The sequence below is a fragment of the Dyadobacter tibetensis Y620-1 genome, assembly GCF_000566685.1.
GTDB lineage: Bacteria > Bacteroidota > Bacteroidia > Cytophagales > Spirosomataceae > Dyadobacter > Dyadobacter tibetensis.
Genome location: NZ_AZQN01000001.1, coordinates 221,630 through 236,833, shown reverse-complemented (window position 1 = coordinate 236,833; position 15,204 = coordinate 221,630). Strand labels below are relative to the sequence as shown.

General features: G+C 43.7%; 11 protein-coding genes. 7 read left to right on the top strand and 4 right to left on the bottom strand.

Going from position 1 to position 15,204, the window contains the following annotated elements; all coding sequences use genetic code 11:
- Positions 1 to 13: 13 nt before the first annotated feature.
- From X939_RS0101000 to X939_RS0100970, 7 genes are read left to right on the top strand one after another with little or no spacing between them, the layout of a single operon-like run.
- Positions 14 to 1,426 carry an HmuY family protein gene (locus X939_RS0101000; RefSeq protein WP_025761382.1) on the top strand — a complete coding sequence of 471 codons (1,413 nt, stop codon included), beginning with the start codon at positions 14 to 16 and terminating at the stop codon, positions 1,424 to 1,426.
- 48 nt (positions 1,427 to 1,474) lie between these two features.
- The gene (locus X939_RS0100995; RefSeq protein WP_025761381.1) at positions 1,475 to 2,038 is read left to right on the top strand and encodes an HmuY family protein; all 564 of its coding nucleotides are present in this window, start codon (positions 1,475 to 1,477) and stop codon (positions 2,036 to 2,038) included.
- Positions 2,039 to 2,049: 11 nt separating this feature from the next.
- Positions 2,050 to 3,273 carry a M20/M25/M40 family metallo-hydrolase gene (locus X939_RS0100990; RefSeq protein WP_025761380.1) on the top strand — a complete coding sequence of 408 codons (1,224 nt, stop codon included), beginning with the start codon at positions 2,050 to 2,052 and terminating at the stop codon, positions 3,271 to 3,273.
- Positions 3,274 to 3,315: 42 nt separating this feature from the next.
- Positions 3,316 to 4,143, top strand: coding sequence for a heme/hemin ABC transporter substrate-binding protein (locus tag X939_RS0100985; RefSeq protein ID WP_044198306.1), 828 nt, complete (start codon positions 3,316 to 3,318; stop codon positions 4,141 to 4,143).
- A 4-nt stretch (positions 4,144 to 4,147) separates the two neighbouring features.
- Complete coding sequence (locus X939_RS0100980; protein ID WP_025761378.1) at positions 4,148 to 5,254, top strand: FecCD family ABC transporter permease; 1,107 nt, start codon at positions 4,148 to 4,150, stop codon at positions 5,252 to 5,254.
- Positions 5,251 to 6,057 carry a heme ABC transporter ATP-binding protein gene (locus X939_RS0100975; RefSeq protein ID WP_025761377.1) on the top strand — a complete coding sequence of 269 codons (807 nt, stop codon included), beginning with the start codon at positions 5,251 to 5,253 and terminating at the stop codon, positions 6,055 to 6,057. The genes X939_RS0100980 and X939_RS0100975 overlap by 4 nt, the downstream gene beginning before the upstream one ends.
- 33 nt (positions 6,058 to 6,090) lie before the next feature.
- Positions 6,091 to 7,128, top strand: coding sequence for a hemin-degrading factor (locus X939_RS0100970; RefSeq protein WP_025761376.1), 1,038 nt, complete (start codon positions 6,091 to 6,093; stop codon positions 7,126 to 7,128).
- A gap of 73 nt (positions 7,129 to 7,201) precedes the next feature.
- On the opposite strand, the gene X939_RS0100965 is transcribed toward X939_RS0100970, so the two are convergent.
- The 4 genes from X939_RS0100965 to X939_RS0100950 form a co-directional block, all read right to left on the bottom strand.
- Complete coding sequence (locus X939_RS0100965) at positions 7,202 to 8,608, bottom strand: sulfatase family protein (protein ID WP_025761374.1); 1,407 nt, start codon at positions 8,606 to 8,608, stop codon at positions 7,202 to 7,204.
- 50 nt (positions 8,609 to 8,658) lie between these two features.
- Positions 8,659 to 10,131 (bottom strand): sulfatase family protein, encoded by a 1,473-nt coding sequence (locus X939_RS0100960; RefSeq protein WP_025761373.1) that lies wholly within the window; start codon positions 10,129 to 10,131, stop codon positions 8,659 to 8,661.
- A gap of 65 nt (positions 10,132 to 10,196) precedes the next feature.
- A complete protein-coding gene (locus X939_RS0100955) occupies positions 10,197 to 11,675 on the bottom strand; it encodes a RagB/SusD family nutrient uptake outer membrane protein (RefSeq protein WP_025761372.1) in 1,479 nt (492 codons plus the stop codon).
- Between the two features lie 19 nt (positions 11,676 to 11,694).
- Positions 11,695 to 15,099, bottom strand: a complete 3,405-nt coding sequence (locus X939_RS0100950) for a TonB-dependent receptor (protein WP_025761371.1) — start codon at positions 15,097 to 15,099, stop codon at positions 11,695 to 11,697.
- Between the last annotated feature and the right edge of the window lie 105 nt (positions 15,100 to 15,204).

The following is a 15,204-nucleotide window of genomic DNA, read 5'->3' as shown; positions in this document are numbered from 1 at the left end:
AAACTTCCCAATCATGAACACAAAATTATATTACTGCCTGGCCTTTATATTTTTATCCCTAACCTGGAGTTCCTGCAAGGATAATGAAATATCTCTACCCGATCAGCTGGTTCAATTCGAAGCCAGCGAACAAGGAATGAATGAGACAGATGAGGAGCTATCCATTAAACTTAAATTGAATAGAGAAGCAACTGAAGACGTTTCTCTCGTAATTGATCTGACAACCTCAGGAATAACTTATGGTACAGAATTCACTACCTCACCCCAGGCCAGTGAGAGCGGTATCCAACTGCGCATTCCTAAAGGCAAGTCGGAGACGGAATTCATTATCAAAAAAGCTAGTGATTTACTCCTAGATGGAGACGAATCGGTAAACTTTAAGATTAAGTCGGTCACTGCTCCCGTAATAATTGGCAGTACAGGCAACCTGCTCTTAAAATTCGGACCCATCATTTCTATCGGAACTACCTTGCAACTTAATGGCTTAATTGGTAATGAATCTGGATCCAGCGCTGGAAATGCGGTATTTGTTGATCTTAGCAATAACAGGCAGACCGCCGTAGGGAGGTCAAGTTGGGACCTGGGTTTTTCGAATGGAGAAGAATTTAGAGTTATAATCAATAACCTCACTTCGGCAACAGCCCGCCTTACTAACAAAACAGACCTCAACCAAGTGACAGCCGCCGACACCCTTGAAGCAGGCAATTGGTCGCTAGGTTATACTCCTGAATCATTCAATCTAATTGATGATCCATTAGGAGATCTTTCTAAAACGGTGATTGCTGGAATTTCCCCCTCCGATGGCGAAAACCAAGTGTATATCCTGAATCCTGGCACTGGGGGTGGACTTCCTGTAAGACCATGGTGGAAACTAAGAATCCTACGGAAAGGCAATGATGGCTATTTGCTTCAATATGCACGCATTCAAGACCAAAGTTTTAAAACAATTGAAATTAAAAAAGGAGCTGATCACCATTTTCAATATGTTCAGCTTTCCACCGAGGCAAAAATTGTGGATTTTAGCCCAGCATCTTCTCAATGGGATTTTCGTTGGTCCTATGCCTTATACCAAACGGCCTTCGGGACAACCAACATACCTTATGCCTTCTTCGATTTGATAGCTATCAATCAACACTCGGGCGTAGAAGCGGCAGAAGTCATGGCTAGTAAAATTTCATATAGCAATTTTACGGAGGCGGATTTAGCGGGAATCACTTTCGAAAATGACGTATACAAAATAGGATCCAATTGGAGGGTAACCTCCTCTTCAACAGAGCCAGTGGGTGTACGCACCGATCGTTATTATCTCATCAAAGACACTACCGGGAATATCTACAAACTTAGATTCCTTAGTTTCCATTCCAATGACGGTGGTGAAAGAGGTAAACCTAAATTTGAATATTCCTTGGTTAAGAAAAACGGATAAACAAAAAAAAGGGGAGGAATCTTTTTCTCCCCAACAAACCTTCATATCATGAATACCCTACTAATTAATGGTTTAATCGTTTTCCTTTTTTCCAACCTCCAATTAAGGGAGTTACTTATTCAAAAGAATCTACCCTCCTCGCCCATCATAAAGATAGCCAAGGATATAGATGCCCGTAGTTCTTCCTTTCGGTATTACGACTTAGACCTTGGTGTACTCGTAGAAGAAAACCAGGACTGGGATATAGCATTCAGTAAAACGACGGTTAAGGTGAACAGCCTAAGGACTAAACCGAGACAGGTCATGGTTCAGGTCGTAAACCAATGGTTTGACTCCATTTCGGTGGCTCCGACGGATGGATATCTTCTGGATACTAGGGCTAAAACCGTCATTGCTCCCGGATCAGGGAATGGTTGGTATCTATATGACATGGGCAAACACGCCATTCTCCCAATCCCTGAAAGGAGCATCCTTCTCAAGACTACGGATGGGAATTATGTTAAATTGCAAATTCTTAGCTATTATCGGGGAATGCCCGAGTTGGTTCCCACCGAAGACGCAGGCTTTTATACCTTTAGATATTCCTTAGCCAATCGGCAAGGCCATTTTTAAATACCCATTCCATGAAAACTTTATTTACTTTCCTACTATTACTGAGTACTCTTCATACCCGGGCTCAAACTTTCGATAGCCTGAGTATCCGGAAACATATTTCGTATTTGGCTTCCGAAGATCTTGAAGGGCGTGGAACCGGCACCTTAGGTGAAATAAGAGCTGCCAACTATATAGCCGCATCCTTTTTAGCCTCAGGACTCAAGCCTGCAGGAGAGGGTAGCTCTTTTTTTCAGACCTTCGAAACTAAAATCGCTATAGAATCTATCCCCCATAAAGTATTAGGTCGTAATGTGGTGGGCCTATTAGATAATGGATCTAATAAAACCTTGGTAATAGGTGCCCATTACGACCATTTAGGAAAGGGATTTCAGGGCAGTTCCTTAACGCCAGAAAGTCAAAATCAAATTCATAATGGAGCCGATGACAATGCTTCGGGAACGGCAGGATTATTACTTTTAGCCCAAGAATTAGCTAAAAATGGCCGTAAAGAGAAATACAACTACCTTTTCATTGCTTTTTCTGGAGAAGAGTTAGGGCTTTTAGGTTCCAAATATTTTTGCGAAAATCCAACCATTGCCTTGGACAATATAAAAGCAATGATCAATATGGACATGATTGGTCGCTATTTGCCGGAAAAGGGATTAATGGTCTCGGGGTTTGGTAGCAGTCCATCCTGGGGAAAACTATTGCCGGAAATCGTCCGAGAGGAGCAGGTAAAGCTTACAGTTGACTCTTCCGGTATAGGCGCTTCCGATCATACTTCGTTCTATCTAAAGGGAATTCCCGTATTGCAGTTTTTTACGGGTACCCATAGCGATTACCATAAGATTTCCGACGATATAGAAAAAATAAATTACTGGGGCGAGTCCAAGGTCCTACAGGTTATTACCAAGCTATTATATCGTCTGGACCAGGGATCCTACGACCTAGTATATACAGAAGCAGGAAATCCCCACCAAAATAATACCAGAACATCGTTCAAGGTTACCCTGGGTGTAATGCCTGATTATAGCTTTAGTGAGAAGGGGCTAAAAATTGATGCAGTTACAAAGGGACGCCCCGCCGATAAGGCTGGAATTCGGGCGGGAGACATCATCATCCAGATGGGTGCGACGGATATCCAGAACATATATGATTATATGGAGGTACTTGGAGCCCATGAAGTCGGTGACCGGATTCCGGTATTTATTCTACGGCAAAGTAAAAAATCAGAGGTCACCATAGAATTTTAATTGGCCTGCACCTTAGCAAAACTATTAAATCAAAAAACAATTATGCAATCAATAAAATATCACCGAAGCCTGTTAGTGTGCCTCTTGCTATTCTGGTCGGTGGAGGTAAACGCAGCACGAATAGTTTCGTGTAATGGCACACTGAGCGAAATTGTTGCAGGTTTAGGCCTTGCCGGGGAGTTGGTAGGGGTGGACGTGACGAGCACTTATCCCGAATCATTACATAATCTTCCTAAAATAGGACATAATAGAAGCTTCAATGCAGAGGGAATTCTGGCCCTCCGTCCCAACGTGCTAATTTATTCTGATCAGAGTCCCGTTTCAGCGAACGTACTTCAGCAGTTACGGGCCAGTGGAATTGCGATAGTGGCATTCAAACAGCAGTATACTAAAGCAGGCACTATCGCATTAATTAGAGCGGTTGGAAGGTATTTTAAGAAATCAAAAGAGGCGGAAAAAATGGTTGCCGAACTGGAAAAATCTTTAAAGACCGTCATGAAACCAACCAAGCCAAAAAAACTTTTATTTATCTACGCCAGAGGAACCGGGACATTAATGGTAGCGGGGCAGGAAACTTCCCTTGATGAAATATTTACCTTAACAGGTCATCAGAATGCAGTGCAAGGATTTAGTGATTTCAAACCATTAACCGCCGAGTCATTGGTAATGGCTAATCCTGACGTCCTTGTTCTTTTCGATAGTGGCCTCCAGAGCCTTGAAGGACCGGAAGGACTGCTTAAAATTCCTGGTGTATCGGCTACCAATGCGGGGAAAAACAAAAAAATCGTCAGTATGGATGGGCAACTACTCACCGGATTTGGCCCCAGGTTGGGCCAGGCAGCCATGGAACTTTCACAAAAAATCGAGTAAAAACATGAACGAGAGTATCCTGATGCCCCCTGATAATAAGCTGACTAAGCATGCTAATTACTACAGCTTTCTTCGAAAAGGCCCTATGGTTCTTTGGGTTCTTTTTCTATGCTTATTAATTACAATGGCCTTCTCTGCCGGACTTGGAGCAGTTAATATTACCATATCCGAAATTATTACTCTTATCGCTGAACCTCTGGGATATGAAGGATTACAAATCATTGAGGAACAAAAATCTGTTATTTTCTGGATCATAAGACTACCCCGTGTAATGCTTTCTGTATTGATAGGTGCTGGACTTGGCATATCTGGTGCCGCTCTGCAAGGGCTTTTCCGGAATCCTGTTGCAGATGCCGGACTTATTGGAGTAACCTCCGGAGCATCTCTTTTTGCTGTCCTAATCATCATGCTCAATGCTCGATTCCTAGGCATTGTTAACGAATATGGTGGAGCTTATACCCTCTCGTTAGCCGCTTTCACAGGTGCTGCATTAACCACCTTCTTAGTTTATCAGCTCTCTACAATCACGGGCAATGGCGGAGCGGCCACTATTTTATTAATCGGCATCGCCATTAACGCATTGGTAGGCGCATTTACAGGACTTATGACCTACCTGGCCAGCGACGACCAGCTGCGGAGTATCACCTTCTGGAGCCTGGGTAGCCTTGGTGGAGCTAGCTGGACTGCCGTAGCTGCAGTTGCTCCATTTATTTTGTTATCAGTTTTGGGACTTCCCCTCCTGGGTAAGTCGCTGAACCTTTTGGTTTTGGGTGAAAGTCAGGCAAGAGCCTTAGGCGTCAATCTAACTCATTTGCGTAGGATGGTCATACTGCTGGCCACTTTAGGTGTAGGTGCTTCCGTGGCTGTGGCGGGCACCATTGGATTCATTGGGTTAGTAGTTCCCCATATGGTCCGAAACACCCTGGGGCCCGACCACCGGACTTTGCTCAAGGCCTCGGCTCTGGGAGGCGCCATCGTGCTTACCTTGGCTGATACCTTATCCAGAACCCTGACAGCTCCATCGGAAATTCCTATTGGAATTATTACAGCGCTACTCGGCGCTCCCTTTTTCATGTATATACTTTGGAAACAAAAAACTAAACAGCGATGATGGAAGTTACAAACCTGTCTTTCAAAGCCAAAGGAGGGAAACGTCTCTTACTAGAACAGATCAATGCCAGATTTCAGCCGGGTAGCTTCTGGGGAATCCTGGGTGCCAATGGTGCCGGGAAATCCACATTATTAAAATTATTATCGGGTGAACATCGCCCAACGAGCGGCTCGATTTCATTCCATGGTCAGGAGCTTTGGAAATATAAGCGTGCCGATTTAGCGCAAAAAAGGGCAGTCCTGGCCCAACAAAATGCTGTAAATCTGGACTTTACTGTTCAAGAAATTGTAGGGATGGGACGGTACCCCTATTATTCCTCCCACCCCAGCCAGTTGGACCAGTCCATCATTCGGAGTGCAATGCAAAAAGTAAAGGTTGATGGTCTTTCGGAGAGGCAGTATCCTACCCTTTCTGGGGGGGAACAGCAAAGGGTGCAACTGGCTCGAGCTTTGGCACAAATATGGGATGTCAACCAGGCCTTCTTACTACTTGACGAACCTACTACGGGCATGGATCTACGGCATCAATACGATACCTTTCTTTTGGCAAGAGAGATGTCACAGAAGGGGGCAGGCGTTATTGCCGTAGTCCATGATTTGAATTTGGCAAGCCAGTTTACCGATCAAATACTTCTATTGAAGGATGGCAGAGTAGAAGATTTTGGGCCAACACAGCAAATTCTGACGGAAGAAAATATTGAGAAGGTTTTTGGTCTTCCCGTGCGGGTAGTCCATCTGGAACCGGATATGAATAAAGCTATGATCGTCCCTCAGATTAAAAATATAGCTTCTCAGGGCAACTAAGAATTTACAATTTTACATTAATTCCAATTTATTATGAGCACAGCAGGAGTAACCGAACTTAAACAGAAATGGTCTCAATATCAGATAGAAAATCCTAGTATTCGTATACGAGATGCTGCAAATAACCTGGGTACTTCGGAGGCCCAATTATTGGCCACCGGCCTGGGAGAAGGAGTTACCCTTCTTGCTGGTGACTTTCGTGATATTATTAAGGAAGTTGGAAGTTTGGGCCATGTCATGGCCCTTACCCGGAACGATCATGTCGTCCATGAGCGTAAAGGGGTGTATGAAAATATTTCCTTCAAGGGACATGTGGGTCTGGTTCTTGGGACTGACATTGACCTTCGCCTGTTTTTAGGCGATTGGCGTTTCGGCTTTGCTGTCGAAGAGAAAGGACGGCGTAGCCTACAATTTTATAACAGCTATGGCGAAGCTGCTCACAAAATATACCTGACCGAATCCAGTAACCTTGAGCAGTACCATCAATTAATAAACCGCTATACCGCTTCTGTACAAGAGCTGGAAACAAACATTAAGACCTCACCCGAGAAATTAGTAGAGCCAGAGATACTTCCTGAAATCGATCAACATGCTTTTCAGTCGGAGTGGCTCGCATTAAAAGACACCCATGACTTTTTTACTCTTTTAAATAAATATGGTCTTACCCGTAAGCAGGCCCTGAGGCTCGCCCCTGAAGGCTATGCTTACCGGATTAATCCTTCGGACATTAATACCCTATTCAAAAATGCCAGTGAACAGCAAGTACCCATTATGGTATTCGTGTCTAACAGCAATTGTATTCAAATTCATACCGGGCCCATCCATAAAATATTCGAAATGGGTCCATGGCTTAATATTATGGATCCAACCTTTAACCTGCACCTTCGACAAGATGCTATTGCCGAAGCCTGGGTGGTCAGGAAACCGAGCGAAGCTGGAATTGTAACCGGGCTAGAACTTATTGACAAGTTTGGAACCCTGTTTAATCAGTATTTTGGTAAAAGGAAACCTGGCATTCCAGAACTACCGGAATGGACCGAACTAATTGCACGAAGCCTGAGTCGATTGTAAATACAACAAAAAAAGGCCTATACCAAGTCAATTAAGGTATAGGCCTTTTTTCCATCTTCGGTAGTTTTCGAAATTATTTCATGTCCTGACTCAGCTGCTTGTGTCGGGCACGCATGGTAGCCAGTACCTTTTGATAAGCCTGATCATTTGCCGCATTATAACGCTCATCAGGATCTTTTTGCAAGTCGAAAAGTTGCTCATAATCATGTTCGATAAACTTCATATACTTATATCGATCCTGTACTACACCTTCCAACTTAGGAATGCCTGGGTCGCCCATGAAGGTATGTTCATAGAAAAATTCGTGTCTACGAAGCGACTTGCCCTTCTTACTAACCATTTTCACCAGGTCCACTCCCTGCATGCTGGCAGGTATTTTCACACCCGCCATTTCCAGAATTGTAGGTGCTATATCAATATTTAACGCCATTTCGTCGCTTTTCTTTCCCTGTATCTGCCGGTTTCTAGGGTCATATATGATAAGAGGAACCCGGATAGACTCCTGATGACCATACCATTTACCAGCTAGTCCATATTCCCCTAAATAAAAGCCATTATCTCCCATAAAAATAATCACAGTATTTTCAGCCATTCCTTGTTTTTCAAGAGAACTAACCAATTTTCCTACAACCTCATCAACACCACTGATCAATCTATAATAATTCCGGACACTCTCCTGATACATACGATTATTTTCAAAGCGTAAGTGCCAGCGCTCCCTGGCAATATTCTTTTCGGTTCTGAAAAAATCCGGAAATTCATTCCAATATTTCGGATCCATCTTTTCCGTTTCTGCTATACTATCAGCAGCATACATAGATTTGTAACGAGGTTGTATAATAAATTGGCGAGGATCATTGTCCTGGACATGTGGTGCCTTAAAACTTACCGAAAGACAAAAGGGCTTCTTTTTGTCCGTGGTTTTAAGAAAATCCTGGATATCGTTACTTACTTTATCGGTATGGTGTAAATAATTACCGTTCTCATCCTTCATTTCATAATCTGGCTGGGACTTGGTGGTACAGGCCCAAAAGTCAAAAGCTGAAGCCGGCTGATCTTTGGGAGCACCTACGCCAAATTTACCGATAAACCCTACCTGATAGCCGGCATTCTTAAGCAACATCGGGTAAGTATTGTCAAATGCTTCTTTGCTAAAGCTGGTAGAGAAGTCCTTAATTCCATGGCGAGACATATACTGGCCGCTTAGCATAGTGGCCCTGCTCACACAACATATAGAAGTTGTGACATAAGCGTTTCGGTATAGAATTCCCTCATTAGCCAGCCGATCCAGATGGGGTGTCTTGATAATGGAATTACCCATAACACCCATCGCATCTGCACGTTGATCATCAGTAAGCAAATAAATTATATTTGGCTTGTCCAAATTTTGGGGGTATTTAGGCTCATGTCTGGCTGCTACCAGTACGACTAGTCCAAATGCAGCCAGGAGCATCACTAAGGCATTTCCTGCGTATTTCATTGAAGTATATTAATTGTTTATTATAAATGACGACATTTGAAGCGAAAAACCTATTTGTCCCGGCTTTCTTCGTTTAAAGGCTTACCTTCATAATTCATTTTTACATAAGGTACTGTTTCTGTTTCGTCAACCGTATAGTTCCATTTTTTGATATACTCCATTCCAGGTAGAAATTTATCTCCGCGCTCCAGCAACTCTTGGGATAATCTCTTTTCCAGATCCGCTTGAAGGGAAGCGTATTCAGGCTTTCCAATTAGATTATTGAGTTGAAATGGATCTTGGTCATTATCGAATAACAGCCACGGTCCGTTAAGGTCGCGGGTGTAGGTATACTGCCCCGTAAAGATTCCCCTGTATTCCTTACCGCCCTGGCGCCGGGCCCATTGACCAAAAGGCTGCACACAGGAAATTAAAGTATAGTCTTTTTTATCCTTCTTCTTACCTTTTAATACCTCTGAAAAATCCACCCCTTCTACCGATGAGGGGATATCAATCCCTGTTAATCCAAGTAAGGTAGGCATAATATCGGGTGAGTTCAACAGTATTTCTGAAGTCTTCCCCTCCGCCCCGAATGCCTTTGGGTAGCGCAGCAAGAAGGGAACCTTAATACTTTCAGCATAAGGTTGCTGCTTGTTCCAATACCCATGGGCACCAAGCAAATCACCATGATCAGAGGTAAACACAAAAATTGTATTTTCTGCAATACCGCTTTCGTCTATTTTTTTCAATAATACCCCTACCGATTCGTCAATAGCTGCCATATGGGCATAATAGCCCTTCAAGTCCCGAATTACCTTTTCTCTATGCGCAGGGGATACATTGGGATTGATTTCCAGATCTTTATTTTCAAACATGGCCTTAAATCTATCAGGCGCTGTCTGGTAAGGATCGTGAGGTGCTCCCAAAGAGATAAACAGGACAAAAGGTTGACGCTTTTTTGCCTGGGTACTTATATAGGAGCAGGCATCCTGAGTTTGGGCTATAACGTCATAGCCTTCCCACTTCAGTTTCTTATCCGACGATCCGGCATAATAATATGAGTTATTATAATTATGGGTACATTCAAGGGCCTTCCAATAACCAAAACCTTGTTGTCTTAAAGGAGGAATATAAGAATTTCGTCCATGTCCGTCCAGGTGCCACTTACCTATATATCCTGTTTCATAGCCCGCCTTATTGAAAACTTTAGGCAAGGTGATATAGTCAGTACCAAGCAATACGTCATTCATAAATACCCCATGCGTGAGGGGATACTGACCTGTGAGAAGTGATGCTCTATGGGGAGAACAAACAGGCATTCCTGAAATTGCATTTTTAATCACCACACTGCTCGTGGCGAGGCGGTCGAGGTTAGGCGTGTAAGCATTTTTATCGCCTGTGAAGCCCATGGCCTGCGCCCTCCACTGATCTACCAGTACATATACAATATTGGGTTTCGGTGGTGCTGCTTTCCCGTGGAGGTTCAGTACAGAACAGAAAAGTAATAATGAGCAGAATAAACTTCTACTTTTGAAATGGATCATATTTAATGAAATTTAATTTAAAAAAACTCCCCGAAATGAGCATTTTTCCAGGGGCTAAAGTGCAATTAGTAGCCTGGATTTTGCGTCAGTTTATTCACCGAAACTTCATTGACTGGTATTGGTGCCAATAGTTTGTTGGGGGTAATCACATAGGCACCTTCATAAGAATACGGCTTTAACAGTAGTTCCCGCTGTCCGTGCCGGGTCATCACCTCTACGGCTTTACCAGTTCTTTTAAGGTCGTACCACCTTTGATTTTCAAAACAGAATTCAACCTGTCGTTCCTTGGCTATTAGTTTTTCCAGTTCAGCCTGACTGAGTCCAGTTAGCTCCGCAGTAAGCCCAGCCCGATTGCGCACCTCCTGAACAAATGGGATTGCCTCTGTTACCTTGCCCTGCTGGTTCAGAACTTCGGCATACATGAGCAAGATATCAGAATAGCGTAATACCGGCAAATTATCACTGCTCCGATCATTAGGATCCGATATGGGTGGCTTGTATTTGTTCACATAGGCAATGGGCCGAACCTGATTATCCCAGTCGCGTCCCTCCCAAAAACCTATGGAAACCGGTTTTCTCTTATCACCGGGCTCAAAGGCTTCTATCAAATCGGCAGTAGGTTGGTTCCAACCAGCCCCTATGATATTTATGTTCGGCCTATTGGTCACCTGCCCTCCAGAAGTATGAGGAGCAAACCAGAAAATAAACCGATTAGACGTTTCGGCGCTCGACTCAGAATATTGTATAGAGAATAATGTTTCGGTGTAATCCTTTTTGGCCGGGTTGAAAATATCGGCATAATTTCCAAGCAACTGATGGGCGCCTGAATTAATTACTGCTAATAGCTGCTCTTCCGCCTTGGGGTAATCTCGGAGCGTCAGGTAAACCTTACCTAACAACCCCTTAGCAGCCCACTGATTGGCTCTACCATTTTCCTTTACAGAGGCCGCTTGTTGAAATTGCAGGTCAGCGGCCTTTAAATCAGCAATAATTTGATCGTATATCTGAGCTTCAGTAGAACGTTTTATTCCTACAGCTTCCTGAGAAGGCAACGGGGTGGTTACCAATGGCACGCCTCCAAACTGCCGAACGAGATTAAAATAATAAAGGGCGCGTAAAAATAAAGCTTCACCGGCTGACCGATGTTTGATAGCTTTGTTTTCCCAGACAATCTCCTCCCTATCAAATTCTGCAAGTAATTTATTACATCGGGTAATTCCGCTGTAGGACAATTGCCAAAATTGTAAATAAGCAACATTATCGGAAACCAGAATAAATTGATCAATAACGCCCCGGGTGGCCTCACCAGTGACTACATTATTCTGATGACTTCCATTATCGGAAATTAGCTCGGCTAATACCCAGTGTTGGGACTTTTCATAATCACGCATGGGTAGATAGCAACCATTTGCCAATAGTATAATGGATTCTTGAGTGTTATAAAAATTCCCTTCACTCAATCCATCTTTAGGATATAATTCTAAAAATGAGTCGGAGCATGAACTGGCCATAAAAGCCAGAAACATCATCGCTATTTTTTTCATATCGATATATAGGTTTTGCTTAAAATGAAAGGTTTAAACCAAATGAGGTAGTACGAGCCAGGGGATAAGAGGACATATCGAAACCCGGGGATAAGGTATTATTAATGTTGCGAGACTGTCCTTCAGGATTTGCTCCCTCGTAGGCGGTAAACATGGCCAGATTTTGAACAGTGGCATAAATTCTGCATCCGTTAATAAATCCAGATTTTTTCACCCAAGCATCGGGAAGGGTATATCCCAGGGAAACATTGGCAATCCGTATAAATGAGGCATCCTCTACCCATAGACTGTTTACCCGGTGCCCCCAACTTGGCGTGAGTTTAGGAACGCCGGAATGCATCCCGTCTCCTGGCTGCTCGGGGCTTACCCATCTGTTGACCCAGGCCTGACGAACATTAAAGAATCCTTGTAAATTATCAACCGTCTGACGGAGTCCGTTCATCACCTGTCCCCCTTGCTGACCGTTAACAATCAGCCCTACACTAAACCGTTTGTAACTAAAGTTGTTGGTAAAACCAAAAGTGAAATTTGGATGAGGGTTACCGATAATGGTGTAGTCTAACAGGTCGTTGACAACCCCATCTCCATTAACGTCCTTGTACTTTGGATTTCCCTCATACACCTGGGTTGTTTTAATAATATCAGGATTTGCCACATCAGCAGCCGTATATACACCCTCCAGTTCAAACCCAAAAAATTGCCCGATAGGCTTGCCAACCACACTCACATGGGTTGGATTCCCGTCATTAGATCCTGAGAGTATTCGATCACTATTATCATTTAATGAAAGAACCTTATTTCGGTTTATGGCCACATTTAAATTTACATCCCAGTTAAAAGGACCGGAAATGGGGCTTGCACCCAGGGTTAACTCTACACCACGATTTCGAACATTCCCCTTGTTGACAATCTGATTGCTGAACCCGGTGATGGCCGGTATCACGTCATTCAAAAGCATGTTTTTACTCTTTCGACTATAGAAATCCAGGGTCAAGGAAAGATTATTCTGAAATAACTCCAAATCTAACCCGGCATCGATCTGGCTGGATTCCTCCCAAGTCAGATAAGGATTAGGCAAACCTACATAGGCAGCGGCTACCTGGGTATTATTAAAGGCATAGGAACCCTGATGAATCTGAGCCAGGTGTGAGTAGTTGCCTATATTATTATTGCCACTGGTTCCAAAACTGGCACGCAGTTTCAAATCTTTAATTGCGCTGTTATTCTTAAGAAATTCTTCCTCCGACAACCTCCATGCTCCTGCTACCGATGGGAAATACGCAAAACGGTTTTGTGAGCCAAATCTGGAGGATCCATCTGACCGAAGCGTTGCGGTCAATAAATACTTATCCTGGAAACCATAGTTGAGTCTACCCAGATAAGAAATGATACTCCATTCATTAATATTTTGATCCCAATTGGTAATGCCTTGAGCAGCATTAATAGTTTGAACCAGATCATTGGAATAGGGGCCGGCATCGATATTAACCGCTCCACTCGTGCTTTTCTGTGCGGTATAGCCCAATAAGGCATTGATTCGATGATCGCCAAAATTCTTGTTATAAGTTAGCGTATTCTCTATCAACCAATTGAAGCTCGTCCCGTTATTGCTACTTGCCTGTCCCGTACCCGCAACCGGAGGGCGGTTGGACCCACCTACGGTGCTGGGCGTAAACTGGAAATATTTTGACGTGGACCAGATCGTATTTAAAGAGGACTTGGCGACCAAGCCCGGTAGTATGTCCCACTGGATGAATGCAACTCCCAGGTTTTGGAACTGTTCCTGAATTTGTTTCGACTCCTGCAGGACAAAAAGTGGATTGGCAAAACTCCATGCCGAGTGATATTTGCTCTGTGGTGACCGGATATAGGGAATCAGCTGCCCATTGGCGTCATATGGTGACATGGTCGGATTGGCCCAATTGGCTATCCCGATCACATCCTCCCTATTGGAATTGGTATTGGTTCTGTTTTGCTTGATGTAAGTAGGCTGAAGCGTCCCCCCAATTGTAAATTTGTCCTTCAACGTAGTCTCCATACTTACCTTACTGGTAATACGCTCAACACCAGTGTGTTTCAACACCCCATCTTGCTTGAAATAGCCCATACTAAAGTTCATCCGCGAATCCTCTCCACCTTTTTGTACATTGACATTATAATCATGAATAGGAGCACTCTGCAGTATCAGGTCGTACCAGTCCGTCCCCGAACCATTCAGATTGTCCAGATTACGATACTCCACAGGGTAATCGTTCTCTGTTGCCGCTCTCTTCTCTGAGCGGAACACCGCAATATCGATTTTGTTTCTTTGTAACTCCGCAAACTGACGCTGGTTCATTAAATCAGGTCGGCCACGTTGGGGTACTGTCTGTACGCCAGACATCGCTGAAAATGAAATTTGTGTCTTATTGAATGACCCTTTTTTTGTAGTAATCAGCACCACGCCATTGGATCCTCTGGATCCATAAATGGCCGTAGAAGACGCATCTTTTAGTATAGATATAGACTCAATATCATTGGGATTGATAAGCATCAAAGGATTAAGATTTTGGTTGAGGCCCGCCGAGTACGGCATGCCATCCACTACATATAAAGGCTCATTACCTGCACCTAATGAGCCGCTACCTCTGATGCGTACGGAGGTTCCACTTCCAGGAGCCCCGGAAACCTGTTGTATTTGAACTCCTGCAACCTGGCCAATCATCTTCTGATCGAGACTTGAGACGGGTAAGTCTTTGACTACTTCCTGGTGGAGTGTAGCTACTGCTCCGGTCAGATCTTTCGCACGTTGCGTTCCGTAACCTACTACCACAACTTCATTCAATGCCTTATTTTCTACTCGCAGCATGATGTCCAATTCGCTTGCTTTTCCTAAGGCAACCTCTTCACTCCTGAAACCTACGAAACTAAAGACAAGCACAGATGCATCTGTGGGAAGTTCTAATTCGAACCGCCCCTCAACATCCGTACTGGTGCCTAGAGTACTTCCCTTCACTACCACACTTACACCTGGTAAAGGGATTCCTGATTCATCTAACACACGACCTTTTATTAGTCGCAGTAGGGCTCCCGTCGCACCTTCCATCTCAGGAGCTTCACGATCAGACCCTTTGGTTAATATGACCTTTCGCCCCATAAGCTCATAACGAACTTGTAAGGGCTCAAAAAGCTTGTCCAGTAAACTTGCCAGACTGACTTGGTTTTGCTTCAGCGTGATCCTCTGCGCTTTATTGATCACTTGAGAACTATAAACGAATCGCACTTCTGTGGCTTTCTCAATTTCTGCTAACACCGATTTGATCTCAACATTCTCCACATTGAGCGATAACCGCCTGTTTAGATATTCCTGTGCTTTACTATCATGAGCATAGGAAGCACTCATTAGTAGGAGCATCACCAATCCTTGTGTAAATGTAAATTTCATAAGTATTGTCCAAAATTGCCTGAACGCTATTTTTTTCATATGTTTGGATTTGGTTAACGTTTCTTGAAGGAACTATCGGTAGTAGTGATAACTTTGGCGAGCGTA

Coding starts and splice junctions, on each gene's coding strand:
- X939_RS0101000 (WP_025761382.1), top strand. CDS start 14: ATGAACACAAAATTATATTACTGCCTGGCCTTTATATTTTTATCCCTA.
- X939_RS0100995 (WP_025761381.1), top strand. CDS start 1,475: ATGAATACCCTACTAATTAATGGTTTAATCGTTTTCCTTTTTTCCAAC.
- X939_RS0100990 (WP_025761380.1), top strand. CDS start 2,050: ATGAAAACTTTATTTACTTTCCTACTATTACTGAGTACTCTTCATACC.
- X939_RS0100985 (WP_044198306.1), top strand. CDS start 3,316: ATGCAATCAATAAAATATCACCGAAGCCTGTTAGTGTGCCTCTTGCTA.
- X939_RS0100980 (WP_025761378.1), top strand. CDS start 4,148: ATGAACGAGAGTATCCTGATGCCCCCTGATAATAAGCTGACTAAGCAT.
- X939_RS0100975 (WP_025761377.1), top strand. CDS start 5,251: ATGATGGAAGTTACAAACCTGTCTTTCAAAGCCAAAGGAGGGAAACGT.
- X939_RS0100970 (WP_025761376.1), top strand. CDS start 6,091: ATGAGCACAGCAGGAGTAACCGAACTTAAACAGAAATGGTCTCAATAT.
- X939_RS0100965 (WP_025761374.1), bottom strand. CDS start 8,608: ATGAAATACGCAGGAAATGCCTTAGTGATGCTCCTGGCTGCATTTGGA.
- X939_RS0100960 (WP_025761373.1), bottom strand. CDS start 10,131: ATGATCCATTTCAAAAGTAGAAGTTTATTCTGCTCATTATTACTTTTC.
- X939_RS0100955 (WP_025761372.1), bottom strand. CDS start 11,675: ATGAAAAAAATAGCGATGATGTTTCTGGCTTTTATGGCCAGTTCATGC.
- X939_RS0100950 (WP_025761371.1), bottom strand. CDS start 15,099: ATGAAATTTACATTTACACAAGGATTGGTGATGCTCCTACTAATGAGT.